The sequence below is a fragment of the Vibrio fortis genome (assembly GCF_024347475.1).
Classification (GTDB): Bacteria; Pseudomonadota; Gammaproteobacteria; order Enterobacterales; family Vibrionaceae; genus Vibrio; species Vibrio fortis.
In genome coordinates this window covers 261,971-282,843 of sequence record NZ_AP025488.1, presented here as the reverse complement: position 1 = coordinate 282,843, position 20,873 = coordinate 261,971, and the positions used below count along the sequence as shown (strand labels likewise).

Genomic DNA, 20,873 nt, shown 5'->3' with positions numbered 1-20,873 from the left:
CTATTGACTCGCTCTTCGCTTAATGGATTTAATCGCACAGCCAAGAACTGGGATGTGCTCATAGAGCATGGAGCCCACATCAAGATAATCTCGATGATAAATCACCAGATCGTCTTTCATCTTTAAATGAGAGTGCCCTTCAACGGTGATAGGCTTGCGTCCATTGAGTTGCTTGTGTGTAAACTCCATCGACCAATAGACAGCTGCTTCCTCACCCGATTTAAATGTACTGACAATAGTAAAGTGGCAACTAGCTACATTGGTGTAAATGTTCTCAAAGTAACGGGTAAGTGCGTCTAGCCCATCTACTTGATGAAGTGGATCTTTGAATAGGACGTTTTGGTGGTATACATCTTGGAGTGCACCAAAGTCTTCAGTACCCAGCTGCCTATACATATCAAGAAAATTATCTAGCCATCGTGAATTTTCCATGGGTTCACTCTCACTTCCATCTGTCGTGCTATTTATAAAAATCTAGGGCCCTTAATCGTGCTTCTTTGTGCTCAACGACAGGTCCCCAATAACTACTGTTTTGTCCACTCTTAGCGATGAATGTGTGCGGGAAATGCACGTCTTTATCGGGAATGTTTTGCAGCTCTGGAAGATACTTACGGATGAAAACTCCTTTAGGATCAAACTTTTCACTCTGCGTGATCGGGTTGAAAATTCGAAAGTAAGGTTGTGCATCACAGCCGGTGCTCGCAGCCCACTGCCACCCACCATTGTTGGCACTGTAATCACCATCAATAAGATGCTCCATAAAGAAGCGCTCGCCCCAACGCCAGTCTATTAACAGGTGTTTGGTTAAGAAGCTGGCAACCACCATTCGCAGGCGGTTATGCATCCATCCTGTTTCGAGCAATTGGCGCATGGCAGCGTCCACCAATGGGTAGCCGGTTTTGCCTTCACACCAACGCTGGAAGTCATCTTGATTGTTGTGCCAAGTGAGGCCGTTGTATTTCTCTTGGAAGTTTTCACCCTTAACCAACCTTGGGTGGTGAAATATCAGGTGCTTATAAAAATCACGCCAGATAAGTTCGTTGAGCCAAGAAAACTCAGCACATTGAGTATCGACCAAAAGTTCCGGGTGTTCTTGAATCAGTTGAATGGCTAACCAGCGTGGGCTGATAGCGCCAATGGCAAGATAGGGTGAAAGCCCAGAGGTCCCTTTTATTGATGGGATATCTCGATTTTCTGCGTAGTGATAAAGCTTCTCAGCGAGAAATTGCGGCACGACTTGACCCAGTACATTGTCGACTAACGGCCAGCGGGAGGAGTCCTCCCTCGGGAAGTCAAAATCGTACTCTCGGGATAAGGTGTCTAGTTTGGGTTGTGCGTTTTCTGACGCAACTTTCGGATAATGGGCGCAGTCAATACCAGAGCCTTGAACGTATTTGAGCCAAGCCTTTTTGAAAGGAGTAAACACCTTGAACATTTCGCCTTGTTGGTTGAGAACTCGCCCAACAGGAACTATGGTGTCGCAATCAAAGATGGTCAATGGGATACCGAGATCGCGAACCGCTTCGTCTCTCTGCTGCTCGTCTACTTCTGGCTCAGAGTTGGCAACTACTTCGGTAATGCTATGCGCGTGGCAGTAACGGGCAAGAGTGCTTGCTTGGTCGGTAAAATCGGTTGCTTTTAAATGAACAAGCTCAACGCCCAACGAGGCGAGCTGCTCCGAAAGCAAAGTTAAATGACGATAAATAAAGTCCGCTTTAATCGGTGCTAAGTGGTGTTGCTGCCACTGTTTAGGTGTAGAAATAAAAACGGCGTGAGTAGCGCCGTTTTCAATTGCAGAGATCAAAGCTGGATTGTCATGAACGCGCAGGTCGCGTCGTATCCAGAGTAGAGTGCTCAATATCCGTATCTCAACTTAAGTTCTTGTGGGTGCGGGTTCAGATAAACTTGTGATTGTAAGTACTCGTTCGGGTACTCCATCAAGTAGTGATTGATCAGCGTTAGAGGCACCAATAACGGGATAACACCCTCACGGAAATCATTGATTTGGCGTGACAGCTCTTTCTTGTGCGTACTGCTAAGCTGCTTTTTGAAGTAGCCTTGCAAATGCTGAAGTGTGTTGGCATGCGTACCACGATTGGCGTGATGTTGCAGCGCTGTCATTAGCCCTTCGATATAGCGTTCAGCGAGCTCGTTAATTTCCAGATCACTTTCACCCAAAAGTTTACCGAGCTCTTTATAGCCTTCGACGTGGTGGCACATTACAAGGTACTTGTGCGCGCTGTGGAACTGGATAAGTTTGTGCTTGGTAACGCCTTCATCGACCAAGTCGAGCCACTTCTGATATGTGAATACGCGAGTCATGAAGTTCTCGCGAAGAATCGGATCATTCAAACGACCGTTCTCTTCTATCGGTAACAGCGGGTTATGATCCATCAACTGTTTGGTGAACATACCAATGCCTGTCGATTCAGAGCCACGGCCGTGGTGATGGTACACTTTTACGCGTTCCATGCCGCATGTCGGGCTTTTTTGGCACACGATAAAACCGGCAATATGCTCGTTATTTTTCGCATAGTTTTGCCCATATTCAATGAGCTCGTTGGTGACGTCACCAGTACCGTCTGGACGAGACACGTGAATCACATCATCCAACATTCTGGTTTGGCGAATCGTAGGGCGGGGCGTTGGAAGCCCGACTCCCATCTCTGGACACACTGGCTCTAGCTCAACGTAGTCGGCTAGGTCGTCGGTACAGAAACGAGAGCGTTTATGACCCGTATCGAATCTAACTTTGTGTCCTGCAACACAAGCGCTGATGCCGATTTTTATTTTTTTGTTCATAGGTCAAATCCTTTTAAACATTACTCAAGACGTTGTATATAAGATGGTGTGTTTATTAACTTGTTTCAATCATTAATAAATGAATTTGCCAATTGGGTTAAATAATTGACTCACACCTTTTGTAAAGTATAGAGCATCGCTTGACACCGTCAGACACACACATCCTTCCTTAGTGAAAGGTTGATGAGTATGTTCACCATCCAACCAGATGAAATCGCCTTTATGGTATTCACCCATTTCGTCTTCAAAACTGCCTTCTAAAAGCAGGGTGATCTCAAAGCCTTTGTGGGTATGGCAAGGTACAGCGCCTTCTTTGTCGATGTGCAGAAGACTGGTGTGATGGTCGCCATCTTCAAAATCGAGTCGAGCTCGTGAGATCTTGCCTAGGTTGAGCCAGTCTTTTCTCACCACTTGGTTTAGAGCACGTGGTAATTCGAATTCTGTATCGGCGACTTTTATTCGTTGTGGTGAGCGTTCTTCACTCGCAACAACGACATCGAGTTGTTCATCCGCAGTGATGCTGTCAATTAAGCTCATGTCGAAGTCGGCAGAATTAATGTCATCATTGCCATGTAAAACCGCATTAACCTGATTTTCAATTAGCTCATCAGCGATGATTTCATCTGAACCAAAACTATCGGATGCAGCGAGCTCGGTTAGACGCATAACTTCGGCTTGGCACTGTTCACACATCTCTACATGGCTCGATACGATCAAAGAGAGAGAGTCTGGAAGCTCTCCAGTGGCGAAGTCTTTGAGTATTTCCGCAGTTGGGTGATGTTTAATCATGGTTCTGTTCTCCCATATGAAGCTTCAACTTGGCGAGTGCGAGTCTCAGTCTTGATTTCACTGTGCCGAGAGGCACTCCGAGTTGCTGCGCCAATTGTTCTTGAGACAGCTCTTGATAATAAACCCCTTCAACGATGGTTCTCTGCGCGGGTGGCAATTTGTCTATTTGATTGCGAACGTGTCGACTCATTAAATGATCGCTGTACTCGCTTTCGTCATCGCTCGCTTCAGATAAAGCCGCATCGATGGGCCAAATGTCATCAGCGATGTTTTGCTCGGCCTTTGCTTTGACCTTACGTAACATGTCGAATGCTGCGTTTCGCATTACCGTGTAGACCCAAGTCGTCGCAGCCCCTTTCTCACTATTGTAGAGGTGCGCTTTTTTCCAAACGTTGGTCATTGTGTCTTGGACCAATTCATTGGCAGAGGCTGCGCTCCCCAACTTATTGATGCCGAAACGTTTGATTTTGGGTGCGAAAAACTGAAACAGACGTGTGAACGCTTGCTTGTCTCGATGAGATGCAACTAAAACTAGCCAGCTGGATAACTCTGGCGGCACTTTACTGTCGGGTACGATGACAGACTCCTTGGCTTTTTCGTTTTTTACTTTACCTAATTGCATAATAGACTAACCTTCATCCGGGTTTGAGGAGTAATACGGAAGAAAGTGATGTTTGGATCAAACAAAAAGAAAAAAATTATTTGTTATTCTTGCCCAGTAATTATCTGATTTAAAAAAGGAACCAGCGCAGGAAAACTTGATGGAGAGGTAAAGCGTATTTTCTTTTCTATCGGTAGCGGCATGACTTCCAGAAGTCGAGCACAAATCCACTGTGGGTCTTCAAAATTCGTATTGGGGTAGAGTTCTCGGATCGCATCATGCTCTCTGAATAGCTGCACTAAAAAATCGCTAAACACAGGAGGAAGCTGGCAGTCCAGACTTGGCCAGTGAGGAAGGGTCTCAAAATCGCCTTTCAAGAGTCCTGTTTCGTCTCTTCGAGCGTTGAATAGCTTTACCAAGTACTCACCTTCTACGTCGATCTCGAGTAGCTTGTCGTCAGACAGATTGAAGTCGACAATTTTTACCTTAGTGCCCCAGTCTTTGAGTGGGCTGTTGTTGCGATTGTCGTGAGTTGCAATGACGAAACCGTCCCCTTGAGCAGCTTGCGCTACCATGGTGAGATATTTTTGCTCAAAAATTCTCAGGCGTTGTCGACCGCCGGGGAGAATGAAGAGTGGCAATGGGAAGATTGCGTAGTCAGTTTTTGTTTCCATTGAAAGCCTGCCCCAATAAATAATAAAGATGCTCTTTCTTAATCATCCGTAGTGCTGAAAGAGAGGTTGTTATTGGTATACGCTGGGCTATTTATTTTCGATCAAACTGCCATAGTATTCAGTTCATGGAGAATGACTGGGCATCGAGCATTCTGTTAGAGCTGTCTAGAAAAGAAGCAATGACACTCTCTTTTATAGAGATTATTGCGTAGTATGTGTGATGTGGTTGATACAGACTCGTAGCATAGTTTTAGAACTCGTTGAACGTACTCAAATCATCGAAATCCAAGGAATGGTCATGATTGTAATTTATGGAATTAAGGAACACATAAACCCGATTAAGCAGCAGTTGTCAGACGTATTACAACAGTGCTTAAACCGAGAGTTAGGTTTACCTGACGATAAACGAGCGCACCGTTTTGTCCCTTTAGATAAAGAAGATTTCTTTTTCCCTCAAGGTCGTACTGAGGCTTATACGGTTATTGAGATCAACATGATGGAAGGGCGCACAGTAGGGACGAAAAAGCGACTCATCAAGACCATTTTCAGTGAGGTTGAACGCCAGTTGGGATTGTCACCTATTGATATCGAGATCACCATTAAAGAACAGCCGTCACACTGCTGGGGCTTTCGCGGTATGACGGGCGATGAAGCCCAAGACCTAAAATATAAAATCAATGTCTAAACGTTACTAATAGCTTGTGCATCTTTGATAGCCTTGAGCGTCAAACACGTCGCTCAAGGCTTATTGGTTTGATACTTAATGTGATGAATTTAATCGTCTGTTGGGGTGGTTAAATAGTGATGCCAATTGGTGCTTAGAGTGTCGTAGTTTTCGATGCAAAATTCTTTGCGATCTTTTAAGTAGTCATTTTCAACTTCATCTAACAGATTGCTGTGACTTTCTGGATCGCTGCCGTAAACGAGGCAGAGTGTCGAAAAGTAACGTTGGAGATCGAAGCTGTGCTCGTCGATATAGTCCCCCATATCGTAGTATTCAGGTCGATCATCAGACTCATAAGCGAATAGATCGGCTGCGCTGATTGCCGCGTCAGCGCCATGTTCAATGTAATCAATCAACATGAGAGTCGCAAAGTTGTCGGCGGCATCTTCCTCTTTGCCTAACACCGGTATCTTGTGATCGTAGATGTAAGCATGGGCCGCTTCATGCAGAAGTGTATGCAGCAAAGTATCGACGGCTCCCGCTTCAGGTGACTTGTCATACTTCTCTTGATACTTGTTTTTACGGTAGTAGTTCGCCGACTCTGCGTAGAAGGTGTATGGCATATGAACGACATGCGTACTTGGGTCATACATTGGGCCTTCATTTCCACCATATCGAATCACCAACGGCGTCTTGAATGGCTTTTTTAATGTTCGAGTCTTGTTGGTTGGTGGGTTTTAGATATTCGATGGTGATGTTATCAGGGAGTCGCGTTTCTGATGACGCATAAGGGGTGGCAAGTAGCGCACATGTCATAAAACCGAGAGTCACAGTCTTCCTGATGGCTTGCATATTCACTTCCTATTGTTCTGTTTTTGAGCTCTAGTGTCGAAATTTAGAGTCTAACGATCGTTTGTGAGTGTAGGCTATATTTAGCTTGGAGTGTATTTAGCAGATAAATTTCGGTTCGAGTCAACCCTTGTGCTATACTCCGCGCCCCAATCCGCATTGGCTTGCTTAATTTTAGGAAATTATTATGAGTGCTAAAAACGAACTTCAACAAATTAACAACCGTCTAGACAAGTGTCGCCACAAGTTAGCGGCTGCTAAGGCTCGTAATGATCGTCCCGTTGTTCGTCAATTTGAAGACGAAATTAAAAAGCTAACCAAGAAAATTGCACAGCTGAAACACAAGCAAAGCTACGACGTAAACAAAGAGCGTAAAGCATTGCTAGATATGCCTTTTAGCCGTGAAATTACCAAAGCTGAGCAAGCGGATATGGGCAAACTGAAAAAGTCTGTAAAGGGACTTGTAGTTGTTCACCCAATGACAAAGATCGGCAAAGAGCTTCGTCTAGAGGTTATGACTGGTTACGCACCGAAAAAATTCTAATTGCCAAAGCTGGTAATGAAAGAGGAGCTATTAATAGCTCCTTTTTGCTTTTTTAGGTTTCCAGAACGATGGTTAATACTAAAAGTTACCAAATGTTGTCGTGAATTTTCGAGGTGATTATGGTCACAAAACACCCTAAACCTCGTCAAATTTGACCTAGGACTAACATCTTGGTTGTCTTTCGCTCTATTGTGGAGCGTTTTATAAACTCACTATCTCACCATTTGCATAAACACAGGTAGAGCAGCACCAAAAACTACAGATAAAACTAGACTCATTAGGGAAGATGAGGAACGTAAAAATATAGAGGTGATATGAATCATTTAATTTCAATAGGGCCACTAGAATCTTTCCTAATCGCGATAAGCGTTTTGTTTCTAGGTCATTTTGTTAACGCGAAGCTCCCAGTTCTTAAAAAGTACAATATCCCAGAGCCCATTGTTGGTGGCTTGCTTGTCGCGCTTGCAATCACAGGTCTTCATTTCAACGGCATTGATTTAGAGTTCTCTCTACCGTTGCAAAACACATTTATGTTGATGTTTTTCGCAACGGTTGGCCTAGCCGCGAACTACACCCAGTTGATGAAAGGCGGTGCAAAGGTATTTCTATTCCTTGCTGTCGCATCGGTATACATCATTATTCAGAATGGTGTGGGCGTTACCTTGGCAACTGGATTGGGGTTAGATCCACTAATGGGTCTTATCGCAGGCTCAATTACGCTGTCGGGTGGTCATGGCACCGGTGCGGCTTGGTCTCAAACCTTTGCTGATACTTATGGTATTGCCAATACACTAGAAATCGCGATGGCTTCAGCGACCTTTGGTCTGATCATCGGTGGTTTGATTGGTAGCCCAGTTGCACAAAAGCTGATTGATAAAAACAACCTTGAATCAGAGTACGGTACGGGCACGCATACCCACGAACGCTTCCCAGAGCTTGTGACTTACAACGAGTATGAAGAAGACAAAGTAACAGCCAAGAAGGTGATTGAAGTTCTGTTTATCCTTCTTATCTGTATTACTGGTGCTAAGTACTTAGAGCAGTGGGTATCGACCTTTGAAATTAAGTGGCTGATGATCCCAGACTTTGTTTACGCACTGTTTATCGGTGTGTTCATCACCAACGTATTCGAAGTGACGAAGCTGCACAAAACAGACAGTGAAACGGTGGATATTCTGGGTACCGTGTCTCTATCTCTGTTCCTAGCTATGGCGTTGATGAGCCTGAAATTGTGGAACATCTTTGATCTGGCTATCCCATTCTTAGTGATTTTGACCGTGCAAGCCGTCGTTCTTGGTTTGTTCTCGTACTTCGTAACGTTCAAAGTGATGGGTTCAAACTACGATGCCGCGGTAATGTCTGGTGGTCACTGTGGTTTTGGCTTGGGCGCAACGCCAACGGCAGTGATGAATATGGGCTCATTGGTGAATCGATTTGGTCCTTCGCCACAAGCTTTCATGGTGGTACCGATTGTGGGTGCATTCTTCATCGATATCGTTAACTTGATCATCCTTCAAGGCTATATTTCGTTTATTGGTTAATCTGCTTAGTGATTAAACAAGCCCCCTTAAATGAAAAGCTCCACGTTAATCGTGGAGCTTTTTTTGTAGCTAAAATACAAAGCCAGTAACAAAGTAAGGGATTATTAAGTGACTAGCTTACAAGCACTTACACCATAATTGCGTAAGCCGTGTTACCTTTTAGGTTCATTAGATTTGTAACTCGGAATCGCTCTTCTTGAGTTAATTATTGGGCAGTTCAGCTTGGGTTTGAACCGCCCATTTTTTTCTTCTTTTCGACTCTTGTTGTGCATTAAGCCGTTTGCAATTCACGAAATAACGCAAAAGAAGAGGAAGACTCTTCACCTGTGACCACAAAGCCTACCATTTTACTGTTTTCGTCAAAGGCCCTTGCTACGATACCATTAGACTTGATGCTGGCCTCCCAACGGTCATCTTTTCCAAAGGTTCCTGAAAACAGTATCGGGTACTTAGGCGTTTTCACTTTTGTCATCATGTGCGGTAAGGCTAGCTTGCTCGGCTGCCCAATCAACTGCTTCGCAAGCACATTGGCCGATAAGATAGCCGGTTGCAAGTAAGCGCGTATTTGCCCCTCTATCTCGGCGCAGTCACCAATCGCGTAAACATCCGGTGCGCTAGTCTGCATCTGTTCATTAACCAAAATGCCGCGTTGAGTAGCGATACTGGCTTGTTTAGCCAGTGCGATATTGGGTTTAAGCCCCGCCGCAACGATCACCTCATCGACGTCTATAGATTGCTTTTGTTCATTTGAGGCGAATGTCGGCACATCAAGCGATAAGGTTTTGTTTCGTCCGTTATCTGTTATGTGCGTGATCTGCGAGCGCGTCTTAACTTGCACACCTGCGTCAGTTAGAGCGTTTTCTAGCTCTCCTGCAATAAACCGAGGGAGTAAGCTTGCGAGTAGCGTTGGAGCAGGCTCGACAATGGTCACTTCCTTACCGGATGATTGCAGATCTAGAGCGAGTTCGACGCCTATAAGTCCACCCCCTATTACCGCGACGGTATTGGCTTTTTGAAGTCTTTCGTGACCTTGAGTGAACTCTTGCAAACTGTTCATGGTTAATAGCGAGGTTTGATGCTCTGCCAATGCTGGTGGCACAAAGGTGTTTGCGCCTGTCGCCAATACGAGTTTCGAGTAGCTATAACGCTCACCATGCTCCGTGATCAAGGTGCGATCATCAGTGTTGAGTGAGGTGACTCGTGTATTGGTGATCATGGATACACGGTATTTTTGCTCAAGCTGTTGTGGCGTATGCGTGACAAGATCGCTTGGGCACTGCTTTTCACTGAACACATGCGACAGGCTTGGTTTGTTGTATTCCACCCCTTGGTCTGCGGTGATCACCGTGATTGGCCGTTCAGCGTCACTATTACGTATCATCTTGATGGTTTGTAAGGCAGCAAAACCGCTGCCTATAACAATGATGGGAGCCATGTTACACCTCCACAAACACTTCTTTGCCCAAGTGGCATTCAGGGCATAGGAAGCTATCGGGTACTTGATTCCAAGGTGTGCCTGGAGCGACATCTTGGTTTGGCTCGCCCTGTTTAGGATCGTAAACCCACTCACAAACAGTGCAGCGCCAGCAAGTACAGTCGTCGGCATGTGGCAGTGGTTGTTCAACTTTTTCAGAGTCAGGTGCGTCTGTTTGCGTGTCCGATGCTTCTAATCTGGTTGCTTGCGGCTCGACTACTTTAGGCTGGCTGTATGACTCATCTTGGTTCCAGACCTCGGCCAGAGTCGCACCGTAATCAATACACTGACGCAGAGCATCGGTATCTGGTTTCCAATGGATGTGCTGTGGTGGGCTCACCTCAAAGTTTGCTTCACGTAAGCGATGGTCGATACGTTTGACGGCACCACCAGTCCAACCCGATGAACCAAAAGCAGCAGCTTTTTTGTCGGCGAAGCGCAGGCCATGCATCTCTTCAAGGAGTGCAGCAATTTGGGGCATCATGACGTTATTCATAGTCGAAGAGCCAACGAGCACACCCTTAGATCGGAAGATGTTAGCGAGAATGTCATTCTTATCGTGCTTCGAAATGTTAAAGACCTTAATCGCAGTATTAGGGCTACCCTGACGAATACCCTTGGCAATGGCATCGGCCATCATTCGAGTATTGTTCGACATGGTGTCGTAAACAATGGTGATGCGATCTTCTTTGTACGCTTTAGACCACTCATAATACTGTTCGACAATCTGAGTTGCGTTGTCACGCCAGATGCAACCATGTGAGGTGGCGATGACATCGATCGGCACACCAAGACTCAGCACTTCTTCTATCTTGGCTTTTACCAGAGGGGCGAATGGCGTCAGGATGTTCGAGAAGTAGCGTAAACACTGCTCGTGAAGCTCTACTTGATCGAGTTGGTCGTTAAATAGACGCTCGTCGCAGTAGTGCTGACCAAAAGCGTCATTACTAAATAGCACCTCATCACCGGTAAGATAGGTCGCCATAGAGTCAGGCCAGTGCAGCATTTTCATTTCAACGAAGATAAGCTGTTTGCCGTTACCAATATCTAACGTGTCACCTGTCTTCACTGTGCGGAAGTTCCAGTCGGGCTGGTGGTGGTGACCAACGATGGAGTTAACGCCAGCTTCAGTACAATAAACGGGTGTGTTAGGAATTTTAGCTAGGAGCGCCGAGAGCGCCCCTGAGTGATCCTCCTCAGCGTGCTGACAGATGATGTAGTCGATCTCATTGAGGTCAATCTCCATCTCTAGGTTTGCCAAGAACTGATCAGTAAATCTATGGTCTACCGTGTCAACCAACACAGTCTTCTCTTCACGAATCAAGTACGAGTTGTAACTTGTCCCTTTATTCATATGGTACTCTTTGCCGTGGAAGTGCTCAGTTTCCCAGTCGTGAATACCAACCCAATGGACATTTGATTTAACGTGAATTGTCATAACGATACTACCTTCTATGAATGTTTCTAAGGTCTACATTGCATCGCTCGTGCCAACTTTTTAAATTTTTGATTTTAATGGATTATTTTTGATGGTTTCTTTTGTTTTGTGTCATTTTGACTTTGCTGTTTTTTGGGTCTTTATGACTCTTATGTGTCCCTTTGCGTTAGGGGTGTAAGCGACGTTGGGAAGTAAGAATGATTGAAATGTTTTCGTTAGATTGGTTTGATTTCTTTCCAGACACAAAAAAGGCCAGACGTGTGTCTGGCCAAATAAAGCAGTGCGATTATATGAACGATGATCGTATCTTAGAGACGAATTATAGGGTCTCTACAACTTGTTCTAATGCTAGGCGCGCTTTTGGCAGGCCGTGGTTATAGTCTTCGCCATCTTTGTGGTAGCCAATTGCTAGTGCTACATCAACAACGTGACCTTCTAGCTCTTCAGCAAACTTCTCACCAATCAGTGCAGAATCAACACCTTCCATTGGAGTAGATGCAATACCTAGACGCGCTAGAGTGTGTAGGATGTTACCCAAAGCAATGTAAACCTGAGCTTTAGTCCAGTTGCCGTTGAAACCTTCTTCGTCTGTATTCATGTCTGCGAATGCGTAAGCACCCATGAACATGTCGTACATGTCTGCTGGAAGGTGGCCTGAACTTACTTCAGCATCTACACGCTTAGCAAATTTCTCTTTTGTGAACTTAGGATCGTGAGCAAAAAGAATAGTGTGAGACGCTTCTTTTGCATGCGGTTGGTTAAACTGGTGCATGTTTTCAAAAGTGTCGTGGAAGCGTTGTTTAGCTTCGTCACTCTCAATGATAATGAATTTCCAAGGCTGAGAGTTAATAGAAGACGCAGATAGACGCAGCGCTTCTTTGATGATGTCCATATGTTCCGCAGAGATGCGTTTGTCAGCATCGTATTTTTTAGCAGTGTAGCGAGTGTTCAAATCTTTGATGATTGGATGAGTCATGTTGGCTCCTAGTATCTATATGAATAAATGTTTTAGGGTTTAATGTTCAGTAACGTCAACAATAAACGGACAACCTAACTGGTCATCGAACATGCCCCAATGATCGAGAATCTGCGGTAGCTCAAATCGATGGGTGTAAGATAAAGGAACTTAAGTAAGAGAAAAATAGCGAAGATCTCAAATGACTATGGACTAAATTGTCCATAATCATGTGAGCTTGGTTGGATTATTGGTGTTACTGAGGGGGTGGAGTCGTTTAATAGGCCTTAATGCCGAATTGTCTTAATAGAGGAGGGAGCACACTATCGAGGTTAGGAATATCCTCGGGATAGATTTCAATTAGGTCAAAACCGTGCTCTTTATAAGCTTGCAGCGTTGCCTCTTTTTGCTTGGCGTCTGTTGCGCCTTTGTCACTTCCCCAGAATTGGATATAGACCTTACCGGATGGTAAATAGAAATCACTGACGATTTCAGTTGCGATAGGGAGAGGTCGCTCGTAGGCATGCACAACTCCCGCCATATAAAGCCAGTTATCGATAATGAGTTCACCCTTGGATCGAACGTAGTGCCCATCTAAGGTGCGGTGCTTGGCTTCGAATTTCTGTCTAAAGCTAGAAAAGGAGACATCCGTTGAATGGCTTTCCGCATCTTTACCTAGAAACTCAACCACAGATTGTTTGAGGCGCTTGTTCTTGGCCACCGTATCGTGCCAAACCACAAAAACATTATTGCTGACTTTATCTTCTCTTTGTTCACCACCCACTTTTAAACCCGTGTTCGTTACGTGCCATCCATCATCTTCACGGCGAATCCAACCCAGTTCATTGAGCAATAGATTGATCTTTTTAGCGCTGAGTTGAAGTGATTGACCGAGCTGAGTCGCTGTAAGGGTGGTTCCAGCAGTAGAAGCGGTATCGATTAGTAGGTTTTCAGGCCAAACGATAAATTGACCGAACTTTGTGTGCTCGACATATTCTCCACCGAACGCTTCGCCACGTTCCGTTAATACCCACTTATCCTCATTTCGTACAATATAGCCAGCACTCTTTAACTGGTTAAAAAGAACTTTGGGCTCTAGACCTTTTAGTTTGGCAAGTGCTGATGTTGATAGCTTATCTGATGTCATAAGGGGCACTCTTCTGATTCGTCGGCATCCGATGTATTTCGTTGTTCTCTTTATATCATTAATTGTACATAAGAAGAGTAGACACCTGATGATATGAGAACCGTAACTTTGATTAGTAGTTAAATGTCCCTACACGACAATTGTGTAATTAAATTACATAATATCTATTTTAAGTCACTTTGATGCATATAAATTAGACTTGGTATGCTGTGTTTTTAGCCTGCGATCTGTGCTTTATTGAGTGGTGTTGTCTAAAGTGTGATTTAAGTCACTAATTATTTTTTACCCTCTGGGGGTAAAGTGTGATCTAAATCATCATTAAATGAGACTTAATCTCATCTATTTGGGGTTGTAATTTAGATTCACCTTAAATATGTGATCAAAGTCATTATTGATAACTCCTTGTTGTTTTTCCTATGTGATTTGGATCACTAAATTGGCGCGAACGTGCGTTTTCAAAATCTTGTGTTAGATTTTACTCAACTTTTGAGCACACACTTTCGGTCATTTGACCAACCAATACACTACGGGGTTCTACCTATGTTATCACCAGAAGCTAAGATTAAGGTTCAAAACTTTGGTCGTTTCTTATCCAATATGGTAATGCCAAACATCGGCGCATTCATTGCGTGGGGTTTCATTACTGCACTATTCATTCCAACTGGTTGGCTTCCTAACGAAACGCTAGCGTCTATGGTTGGTCCAATGATCACTTACTTGCTGCCACTACTGATTGGTTACACTGGTGGTAAAATGGTTGGCGGTGACCGCGGTGCGGTTGTTGGTGCCATCACAACAATGGGTGTTATCGTTGGTACGGACATCCCAATGTTCATGGGAGCAATGATTGTTGGTCCACTAGGTGGTATTGCAATCAAGAAATTCGATGAAGCAGTTCACGGTAAAGTGAAGAGCGGCTTCGAGATGCTCGTGAATAACTTCTCTGCTGGTATCATCGGTATGATCTGCGCAATCATTGCATTCCTTGCAATCGGTCCTGCAGTGAAAGTACTTTCCGGTGGTCTAGCGGCTGGTGTTAACGCAATGGTTGAAGCGGGTGCACTACCTCTTGCATCTATCTTTGTAGAGCCTGCGAAAATCCTTTTCCTAAACAATGCGATCAACCACGGTATCTTCTCTCCTCTAGGTATTCAGCAGTCTGAAGAGATCGGTCGTTCAATCTTCTTCCTAATCGAAGCGAACCCAGGTCCAGGTCTAGGTCTACTACTTGCTTACATGGTATTTGGTAAAGGCAGTGCGAAGCAGTCTGCTGCGGGTGCTTCTATCATCCACTTCCTAGGCGGTATCCACGAAATTTACTTCCCTTACGTTCTAATGAACCCACGTCTGATTCTAGCGGTTATCGCAGGTGGTATGGCTGGTGTATTCACTAACGTAATGTTCAGCTCGGGTCTAATCTCTCCAGCGTCTCCAGGTTCTATCTTCGCGATTCTACTGATGACACCTAAAGGTTCTTACATCGGTGTGATTCTATCGGTTATCGCAGCAACAGCAGTATCGTTTGTCGTAGCGTCAATTCTTCTTAAAACAACAGCACAAGGTGACGACGAAGATTCACTAGAGAAAGCATCTGCACAAATGAAAGACATGAAAGCGTCTTCTAAAGGTGCAGCAACAGGTGCAGACATCAACCTAGCAGATGTGAAAGCGGTATACGTAGCATGTGACGCGGGTATGGGTTCAAGTGCAATGGGTGCAGGTCTACTACGTAAGAAAGTGGATGCAGCAGGCCTAAACATCACAGTAACTAACTACGCGATTAACAACCTGCCAGCAGATTCACAGATTGTTATTACACACAAAGACCTAACAGACCGTGCACGTAAAACCATTCCTGGTGCAATGCATATGTCTCTAAGCAACTTCCTAGATGGTGCGGTATACGACAACCTAGTAGCAGAGCTTGTTGAAGCACAGAGCGGCGAAGCAAAAGCAGCGCCTGCAGCAGCGCCAGCACAAGAAGAGTCTAAAGAAGAAGGTCTAGCGCTAACAAGCGATGCAGTATTCCTTGGTCTTAAAGCAACAGACAAGAATGAAGCGATTAAGTTTGCTGGTGAGCAACTAGTAAAACTTGGCAACGTAGCACCAGCTTATGTTGATGGCATGTTTGCTCGTGAGGAACTGGTTTCTACTTACCTAGGTGAGTCTATCGCAGTACCACACGGCACGATTGAAGCGAAACAGCACGTACAAAAAACCGGCATCGTATTCTGTCAGTACCCAGAAGGTATTCAATGGGGCGAAGACGAAGACGATATCGCGAAGATGGTAATCGGTATTGCCGCTCAAGGTGACGAGCACAACATGGTACTGATGGCTATCACGAATTCACTTGATGACGAAGAAGCAGTGGAACGCTTACAGAACACCACTAATCCAGAGGATGTTCTGAAGATTCTAAACGGATAATAAGAAGCTTTAAGTCAAGCTCCTGAGTGAACGAGGCCAGTCCCCCCTGGCCTCATTTTCCCAGTCTAGATAGCTCACGGTTTAGAAGTAAGTTGTTGAACCGTCACCTATATAGATTACACAGTTAAAAGGTCTAAACATTATGAAAGCGTTACATTTCGGTGCTGGTAATATCGGTCGTGGTTTCATTGGTAAGTTACTTGCTGATGCAGGTCTTGAAGTCACTTTTGCAGACGTAAATGAGACAGTCGTTAATGCGCTAATCGAGCGTAAAGAGTACCCAGTTAAGATTGTTGGCGAAGAGTGCGTTGTTGAAGTTGTTAAGAACGTAACGGCAGTTAACTCAGCGACAGACGCAGTGATTGACTGCATCGCTGAGTCAGACCTAATCACTACTGCGGTTGGTCCAACAGTATTAAAGATCATTTCTAAGTCGATTGCTCAAGGTATCGAGAAGCGTGCAGCAGCAGGCAACACTGCGCCAATGAACATCATCGCAGCTGAGAACATGGTTCGTGGTACTAGCCAGCTTAAAGCGGCAGTGCTTGAGCATCTATCTGATGAGATGAAAGCATTCACTGAAGAGAACATCGGTTTCGTTGATTCAGCGGTTGACCGTATTGTACCGCCTGCAGAAGCGGGTGAGACAGACCCTCTAGCGGTAACGGTTGAAACGTTCAGCGAGTGGATCGTGGATGAGACTCAGTTCAAAGGCGAGATCCCAAGCATTCCAGGCATGGAGTGTACAGACAACCTAATGGCGTTTGTTGAGCGTAAGTTATTTACTCTTAACACTGGCCACCTAGTTACGGCTTACCTAGGTGTACTTGCAGGTCTTGAGACAATTAAAGACTCTATTGAGAATGATGAGATTCGCGCGCAAGTTACGGCAACGATGGAAGAAAGTGGTGCGGTGCTGATCAAACGCTACGGTTTTGATCCTGAAGCTCACGCAGCTTACATTCAAAAGATTCTGGGTCGTTTCGCAAACCCTTACCTACGTGACGAAGTTGACCGTGTTGGCCGTCAACCAATCCGTAAACTTAGCCCACAAGATCGTCTAGTCAAACCATTGAATGGTACGCTAGAATACGGCTTACCAAATGAGAATTTGATTAAAGCAATTGCTGCAGCATTCCACTACAAGAATGAAGATGACCCTCAAGCGGTTGAACTTCAAGCAATGTTCGCAGAAAAAGGTTTTGCTGAGACATTAGCGCATTATTCTGAGCTGAATATCGACTCAGAAGTTGTTAAACTAGCGGAACAAGCTTACCAAGCATTGAAATGATAAATCATCAAAGTGCCACTTCTGTGGCACTTTCTTATTGCAGAGCCGTTATGCCAATACATCCTAGCCATGAAACAGAACTCCTTGAAGCACTTGCAGAGGCGACGACAGCCAATGCTTGTTTTATGGCGGCTTACGATGCATTGGATGACACGGTAGATACGGTTCTGAAAAGCATATTCCAGAAAGATGACACCGCAGTGAAGTTTGTTGTTGAGCCTCTCCTTAACAGTGGAGGTCCACTAGGCGAGATCATGGTTCGCGCTAAATTGCTGCTAGGTTTGGGTGTCATCAGTAAAGAAGTCTATGATGACCTAGAGATTTTTGTCACCTTGAAAGAGTGGGCGAAAATTCAAGGTGATGAGGTTTCTTTCACTGACCCTAATGTTCTGTTTGAGCTAAATCGAATTCACGCCATTCAAAAGATCATGCCGATTGAATACGATGCTGACATGGTTGCGTCGATGTCGGGTCCAATGCTCGATATGTTTTTGGGGCGCCACAATCAGAAGGTTCAGTCGACCATCGTTCTAGCCATTACTGATCTCATCAATACTCTTTGTCGCGACAACGCACTGATTGTGTGATCGCTTTTTGCGTTTCAGCTGTCTATTTTCGGTCGCTTAAGCCATCGATTCTGGTTATTTCATTTATCTAATTGCACCGCTTTCCCTTTCTTTGAGTTTTAGCCTTTGAGTGTAGTCAGCTCGGCTTAGATCAACCTTCCCCTATAGGTTGCCAACTTGAGTTAGGGAAAGCTCGCTTTCTTCTATTTATTCTCGCTCTTATCTTTCTTCATTATCTTCGCTACTTCACTGTTTTCAGAATGACTTCTCACTGCCATTGGCGTTTTGCACGCAGTTGACTTTGTCTCCGCTAGTCTCACTTCTCTCTGAATTTACTCTATCGGTAGGTGGCAAATAGCAGGCACAAAAAAAGCCACCGAGGTGGCTTTTCGTTTCAACAAAACCTGAGATTATAGGTCTTGGATGTTCTCAGCTTCTAGCTCTTGGAAGTAGCGTAGAGTCTTAACTTTAAGCTCTTGTTGAGCTGGCTCATCAGCAACGATGATAGCTTTACGGTGCATTTGAAGCGCTGTAACAGTCCACATGTGGTTTACAGAACCTTCGATAGCAACTTGTAGAGCTTGCGCTTTGTTGTGACCCATAGTCAGGATCATTACTTCTTCAGCGTCTAGTAGAGTCGCAACACCGATAGTTAGTGCGTATTTTGGCACTTGGTTGATGTCGTTGTCGAAGAAGCGAGAGTTCGCGATGCGAGTCTCTTCAGTTAGCGTCTTGATACGAGTACGAGATGCTAGAGAAGAACCTGGTTCGTTGAATGCGATGTGACCATCGATGCCGATACCGCCCATGAACAGGTTGATTTTACCGTAAGAACGGATTTTTTCTTCGTAAGCTGCGCAGTGAGCGTCGATGTCTTCTGCTTGGCCATCTAGTAGGTTGATGTTCTCTTCTTGAATATCAACGTGGTTGAAGAAGTTTGTGTACATGAAAGTACGGTAAGACTCAGGGTGGTTAGGATCGATACCTACGTACTCATCCATGTTGAATGTAACAACGTTTTTAAAGCTAACTTCACCCGCATTGTATAGCGCAATTAGCTCTTTGTAAGTCGTTAGTGGTGTGCCACCAGTAGGTAGACCAAGAACGAATGGACGATCAGCTGTTGGGTTGAATGCTTTGATTGCGTCAACGATGTGACGAGCTGCCCATTTACCTACTTGTGCCGCGTTGTTTAAAGGAATAAGTCTCATTTTTGTAGCCCCTAAGATAAATAATTTATAGTGTGCTGAAACATTAATTCGCATTATAAAATAAGTGATCTGTTTCTGCCATTGTTTTAGGTCAAATTTTTAGTTTTTTAATGATATCTGTGACAGTAAGTCTCAAAATTGCACAATATATATAGGGATATTTATCATCGTTAAACAAGCTTCATCTGCTTGTCATAAAAGGAGTTTTTGTTTGAATTATCGTCTCTTGATTTGTCGCAAAACGCGAGCTCAAAAAAACGAAATTTATTTTTGCTGTTTAGAATGATAAGTGAAGAGTTTTCGGTTGCTTTAAGCTTGAGGCGCGCAGAGGCGTGATAATGAGAAGAATCTCGCTATCATTATGAAATTTATAAAAATATTGTAAAGGAGCGCTTATTCGCTACACTTGTAGAGGGCGTACGTAGGTCAGTAAGCTCAAGGCGTGGAAACACCTTGAGCTAAGAAGATTAATCTTCCAACACTAACTCGCTGTCGTACTCTTCTCTTGGTACGTCGCCACGTTTGCAGCCATTAAGAGTGTGGAAGCGACGACGCCCGCGAGCAAGCTGGATGTATTTCAACCAAACACGCTCTAACTTAGACTTCGCCTTGTGAGGGTGCGATAACACTTTCACAAAGTGTTTTTCTTCAGCATTCGTCGGTGCAAGTTCGCCCGATTCAAGTGCTAGCATGGTATCACCAAACAAGGTTAGGATTTCTTCTTCGACAAGAGTAAAATCACCTGACTTAGCAAACCCTCTTGGGAATTTATTGGTGTCATAAAAACGTTTTTTTCCGTGTCGGAATTCGGTCTCAGACATAACAGCCTCAGTAATGTGGTTGGATTGAAATTAGTGTTTTTGTTGCTCACGCGAAAATATTGTTAAAAGGGAAAAATGGAAAACAAAACCTTTTTGCCCTTACGATAAACAATCCTAGATCTGCTAGTTAGCAGATTTATTACAGAGATGTATTTGATGGATGTGAAAGTATTTAGAACCTTTCTTGAGGTTGCAAGGGTGCGCCATTTTGGTCGTGCTGCTGAAAACTTGTATTTAACACAAGCGGCCGTGAGTGCCCGTATCAAACAGCTTGAAGGCTATTTTGATACTCAGCTTTTTATACGTGATCGCAACAATATTAAGCTGACTTCCTCTGGTGAGCGTTTGATAGGCTATGCAGAAGTGATGGTCTCAACGCTTCAACAGGCTAAGTTTGAACTCTCTTTAGAGAGTGGTAAGGCGCTTCAATTAACCTTGGGCGGTACACCAAATATCTGGGATGCTTACTTGCAGAACTGTTTGAGTGTAGTGACAGACTCTTTCGGTGGTTACGGCTTTATGGCTGAGGTTATGGGTCGCGAGCAACTCAACCGAAATCTGCTAGAGCGCACGCTGGATATGGCCTTTGCTTTCGATCAGATCAAAGCGGAGGAGCTGAACTGCAAAAAGGTCGCGGATTTAGTTCTCGTCTTGGTATCGACACAGCCCGACGACCTTGAAAGCGTATTCCAAAACAAATACGTCTATGTGGATTGGGGAACGCGTTTCGGCTCAGAGCATGCAGAGCGACACCCAAAAGTGCCAGCTCCTTATCTACGCACATCAACAGCGCGTATAGCGCTGGACTTTATTCTAGAAAAAGGCGGCAGTGCGTATCTTCCAGTATCTTTGGTTGAACCCTTTATTGAGTCAGGTCAGCTGCACAAGGTAAAAGGGGTAGAAGATTGGTATCGTCCGATTTATCTGAGCTACCGTAAATCGAGTACTTCGGTGGATGCAATCATGCAGGTGGAAGAGTTGGTTAAAGAGATTGACCCATCTACAGCCTATACCCTGCAGCAAGCCGCTGAGATTGCGCCTGAATAGCCCGTTTGGGTTGTGATTGGTAGAAGTTG

General features: G+C 44.6%; 21 protein-coding genes. 7 read left to right on the top strand and 14 right to left on the bottom strand.

From position 1 onward, the window contains the following. From OCV50_RS15865 to OCV50_RS15840, 6 genes are all read right to left on the bottom strand, one after another. Nucleotides 1-432, bottom strand: coding sequence for a nuclear transport factor 2 family protein (locus OCV50_RS15865; RefSeq protein ID WP_261904854.1), 432 nt, complete (start codon nucleotides 430-432; stop codon nucleotides 1-3). 28 nt (nucleotides 433-460) lie between these two features. Continuing rightward, nucleotides 461-1,858: a deoxyribodipyrimidine photo-lyase gene (gene phrB, locus OCV50_RS15860; RefSeq protein ID WP_261904853.1), complete on the bottom strand. Its 1,398-nt coding sequence runs from the start codon at nucleotides 1,856-1,858 to the stop codon at nucleotides 461-463. Beyond that, nucleotides 1,855-2,802 (bottom strand): YbgA family protein, encoded by a 948-nt coding sequence (locus tag OCV50_RS15855; RefSeq protein WP_261904852.1) that lies wholly within the window; start codon nucleotides 2,800-2,802, stop codon nucleotides 1,855-1,857. Before OCV50_RS15855 ends, phrB begins: the two co-directional genes overlap by 4 nt. A 72-nt stretch (nucleotides 2,803-2,874) precedes the next feature. Next, the gene (locus OCV50_RS15850; protein ID WP_261904851.1) at nucleotides 2,875-3,591 is read right to left on the bottom strand and encodes a ChrR family anti-sigma-E factor; all 717 of its coding nucleotides are present in this window, start codon (nucleotides 3,589-3,591) and stop codon (nucleotides 2,875-2,877) included. After that, nucleotides 3,584-4,213: a sigma-70 family RNA polymerase sigma factor gene (locus tag OCV50_RS15845; protein ID WP_261904850.1), complete on the bottom strand. Its 630-nt coding sequence runs from the start codon at nucleotides 4,211-4,213 to the stop codon at nucleotides 3,584-3,586. The genes OCV50_RS15850 and OCV50_RS15845 overlap by 8 nt, the downstream gene beginning before the upstream one ends. Before the next feature lie 83 nt (nucleotides 4,214-4,296). Continuing rightward, entirely contained in the window at nucleotides 4,297-4,866 is a 570-nt protein-coding gene (locus OCV50_RS15840) for an LON peptidase substrate-binding domain-containing protein (RefSeq protein WP_239839326.1), read from the bottom strand. Between the two features lie 298 nt (nucleotides 4,867-5,164). Between OCV50_RS15840 and OCV50_RS15835 the strand changes: the two genes are divergently transcribed. Continuing rightward, nucleotides 5,165-5,551, top strand: coding sequence for a tautomerase family protein (locus tag OCV50_RS15835; protein WP_239839325.1), 387 nt, complete (start codon nucleotides 5,165-5,167; stop codon nucleotides 5,549-5,551). 89 nt (nucleotides 5,552-5,640) lie between these two features. Here OCV50_RS15835 and OCV50_RS15830 read toward each other — a convergent pair whose 3' ends face one another. After that, entirely contained in the window at nucleotides 5,641-6,183 is a 543-nt protein-coding gene (locus tag OCV50_RS15830; protein WP_390905164.1) for a DUF4344 domain-containing metallopeptidase, read from the bottom strand. A gap of 7 nt (nucleotides 6,184-6,190) precedes the next feature. Continuing rightward, complete coding sequence (locus OCV50_RS23315; RefSeq protein ID WP_390905163.1) at nucleotides 6,191-6,382, bottom strand: hypothetical protein; 192 nt, start codon at nucleotides 6,380-6,382, stop codon at nucleotides 6,191-6,193. A 184-nt stretch (nucleotides 6,383-6,566) separates the two neighbouring features. On the opposite strand from OCV50_RS23315, the gene OCV50_RS15825 reads away from it, so the two are divergent. Together OCV50_RS15825 and gltS are read left to right on the top strand one after the other, a co-directional pair. After that, nucleotides 6,567-6,923, top strand: coding sequence for a YibL family ribosome-associated protein (locus tag OCV50_RS15825; RefSeq protein ID WP_032553629.1), 357 nt, complete (start codon nucleotides 6,567-6,569; stop codon nucleotides 6,921-6,923). Nucleotides 6,924-7,237: 314 nt separating this feature from the next. Continuing rightward, nucleotides 7,238-8,464, top strand: a complete 1,227-nt coding sequence (gene gltS, locus OCV50_RS15820) for a sodium/glutamate symporter (RefSeq protein WP_261904849.1) — start codon at nucleotides 7,238-7,240, stop codon at nucleotides 8,462-8,464. 271 nt (nucleotides 8,465-8,735) lie between these two features. Here the strand turns inward: gltS and norW are convergent, their stop codons facing one another. From norW to OCV50_RS15800, 4 genes are all read right to left on the bottom strand, one after another. Further along, nucleotides 8,736-9,899: an NADH:flavorubredoxin reductase NorW gene (gene norW / locus OCV50_RS15815; RefSeq protein WP_261904848.1), complete on the bottom strand. Its 1,164-nt coding sequence runs from the start codon at nucleotides 9,897-9,899 to the stop codon at nucleotides 8,736-8,738. 1 nt (nucleotide 9,900) lies between these two features. Then, entirely contained in the window at nucleotides 9,901-11,376 is a 1,476-nt protein-coding gene (norV, locus tag OCV50_RS15810) for an anaerobic nitric oxide reductase flavorubredoxin (protein WP_261904847.1), read from the bottom strand. Between the two features lie 319 nt (nucleotides 11,377-11,695). Beyond that, entirely contained in the window at nucleotides 11,696-12,352 is a 657-nt protein-coding gene (locus tag OCV50_RS15805; protein WP_261904846.1) for a nitroreductase family protein, read from the bottom strand. Nucleotides 12,353-12,608: 256 nt separating this feature from the next. Then, nucleotides 12,609-13,478 (bottom strand): glycerol kinase, encoded by an 870-nt coding sequence (locus OCV50_RS15800; RefSeq protein ID WP_239839319.1) that lies wholly within the window; start codon nucleotides 13,476-13,478, stop codon nucleotides 12,609-12,611. A gap of 540 nt (nucleotides 13,479-14,018) precedes the next feature. Here OCV50_RS15800 and OCV50_RS15795 point away from each other — a divergent pair. The 3 genes from OCV50_RS15795 to OCV50_RS15785 all read left to right on the top strand — a co-directional run bounded on the left by OCV50_RS15795 (nucleotide 14,019) and on the right by OCV50_RS15785 (nucleotide 17,786). Next, on the top strand, nucleotides 14,019-15,908 hold the full coding sequence (locus OCV50_RS15795) for a PTS mannitol transporter subunit IICBA (RefSeq protein WP_261904845.1): 1,890 nt from the start codon (nucleotides 14,019-14,021) through the stop codon (nucleotides 15,906-15,908). Between the two features lie 142 nt (nucleotides 15,909-16,050). Further along, nucleotides 16,051-17,199 carry a mannitol-1-phosphate 5-dehydrogenase gene (locus OCV50_RS15790; protein ID WP_239839317.1) on the top strand — a complete coding sequence of 383 codons (1,149 nt, stop codon included), beginning with the start codon at nucleotides 16,051-16,053 and terminating at the stop codon, nucleotides 17,197-17,199. Between the two features lie 50 nt (nucleotides 17,200-17,249). Continuing rightward, nucleotides 17,250-17,786, top strand: a complete 537-nt coding sequence (locus OCV50_RS15785; protein WP_239839316.1) for an MltR family transcriptional regulator — start codon at nucleotides 17,250-17,252, stop codon at nucleotides 17,784-17,786. Between the two features lie 389 nt (nucleotides 17,787-18,175). On the opposite strand, the gene nagB is transcribed toward OCV50_RS15785, so the two are convergent. Beyond that, nucleotides 18,176-18,976 carry a glucosamine-6-phosphate deaminase gene (nagB, locus tag OCV50_RS15780; RefSeq protein ID WP_032553615.1) on the bottom strand — a complete coding sequence of 267 codons (801 nt, stop codon included), beginning with the start codon at nucleotides 18,974-18,976 and terminating at the stop codon, nucleotides 18,176-18,178. Between the two features lie 467 nt (nucleotides 18,977-19,443). Beyond that, a complete protein-coding gene (locus OCV50_RS15775; RefSeq protein ID WP_239839315.1) occupies nucleotides 19,444-19,797 on the bottom strand; it encodes a DUF413 domain-containing protein in 354 nt (117 codons plus the stop codon). Nucleotides 19,798-19,953: 156 nt separating this feature from the next. Here OCV50_RS15775 and OCV50_RS15770 point away from each other — a divergent pair, with 156 nt between their 5' ends. After that, a complete protein-coding gene (locus tag OCV50_RS15770; protein WP_239839314.1) occupies nucleotides 19,954-20,844 on the top strand; it encodes a LysR family transcriptional regulator in 891 nt (296 codons plus the stop codon). Nucleotides 20,845-20,873 lie beyond the last annotated feature (29 nt).

What these genes read in the sequence shown, in the direction of transcription:
- OCV50_RS15835 (WP_239839325.1), top strand. Translation starts at nt 5,165, where the DNA reads ATGATTGTAATTTATGGAATTAAGGAACACATAAACCCGATTAAGCAG.
- OCV50_RS15830 (WP_390905164.1), bottom strand. Translation starts at nt 6,183, where the DNA reads ATGTATGACCCAAGTACGCATGTCGTTCATATGCCATACACCTTCTAC.
- OCV50_RS15785 (WP_239839316.1), top strand. Translation starts at nt 17,250, where the DNA reads ATGCCAATACATCCTAGCCATGAAACAGAACTCCTTGAAGCACTTGCA.
- OCV50_RS15770 (WP_239839314.1), top strand. Translation starts at nt 19,954, where the DNA reads ATGGATGTGAAAGTATTTAGAACCTTTCTTGAGGTTGCAAGGGTGCGC.
- OCV50_RS15825 (WP_032553629.1), top strand. Translation starts at nt 6,567, where the DNA reads ATGAGTGCTAAAAACGAACTTCAACAAATTAACAACCGTCTAGACAAG.
- gltS (WP_261904849.1), top strand. Translation starts at nt 7,238, where the DNA reads ATGAATCATTTAATTTCAATAGGGCCACTAGAATCTTTCCTAATCGCG.
- OCV50_RS15850 (WP_261904851.1), bottom strand. Translation starts at nt 3,591, where the DNA reads ATGATTAAACATCACCCAACTGCGGAAATACTCAAAGACTTCGCCACT.
- OCV50_RS23315 (WP_390905163.1), bottom strand. Translation starts at nt 6,382, where the DNA reads ATGCAAGCCATCAGGAAGACTGTGACTCTCGGTTTTATGACATGTGCG.
- norV (WP_261904847.1), bottom strand. Translation starts at nt 11,376, where the DNA reads ATGACAATTCACGTTAAATCAAATGTCCATTGGGTTGGTATTCACGAC.
- OCV50_RS15855 (WP_261904852.1), bottom strand. Translation starts at nt 2,802, where the DNA reads ATGAACAAAAAAATAAAAATCGGCATCAGCGCTTGTGTTGCAGGACAC.
- nagB (WP_032553615.1), bottom strand. Translation starts at nt 18,976, where the DNA reads ATGAGACTTATTCCTTTAAACAACGCGGCACAAGTAGGTAAATGGGCA.
- OCV50_RS15800 (WP_239839319.1), bottom strand. Translation starts at nt 13,478, where the DNA reads ATGACATCAGATAAGCTATCAACATCAGCACTTGCCAAACTAAAAGGT.
- OCV50_RS15795 (WP_261904845.1), top strand. Translation starts at nt 14,019, where the DNA reads ATGTTATCACCAGAAGCTAAGATTAAGGTTCAAAACTTTGGTCGTTTC.
- OCV50_RS15865 (WP_261904854.1), bottom strand. Translation starts at nt 432, where the DNA reads ATGGAAAATTCACGATGGCTAGATAATTTTCTTGATATGTATAGGCAG.
- OCV50_RS15840 (WP_239839326.1), bottom strand. Translation starts at nt 4,866, where the DNA reads ATGGAAACAAAAACTGACTACGCAATCTTCCCATTGCCACTCTTCATT.
- norW (WP_261904848.1), bottom strand. Translation starts at nt 9,899, where the DNA reads ATGGCTCCCATCATTGTTATAGGCAGCGGTTTTGCTGCCTTACAAACC.
- OCV50_RS15845 (WP_261904850.1), bottom strand. Translation starts at nt 4,213, where the DNA reads ATGCAATTAGGTAAAGTAAAAAACGAAAAAGCCAAGGAGTCTGTCATC.
- OCV50_RS15790 (WP_239839317.1), top strand. Translation starts at nt 16,051, where the DNA reads ATGAAAGCGTTACATTTCGGTGCTGGTAATATCGGTCGTGGTTTCATT.
- OCV50_RS15805 (WP_261904846.1), bottom strand. Translation starts at nt 12,352, where the DNA reads ATGACTCATCCAATCATCAAAGATTTGAACACTCGCTACACTGCTAAA.
- OCV50_RS15775 (WP_239839315.1), bottom strand. Translation starts at nt 19,797, where the DNA reads ATGTCTGAGACCGAATTCCGACACGGAAAAAAACGTTTTTATGACACC.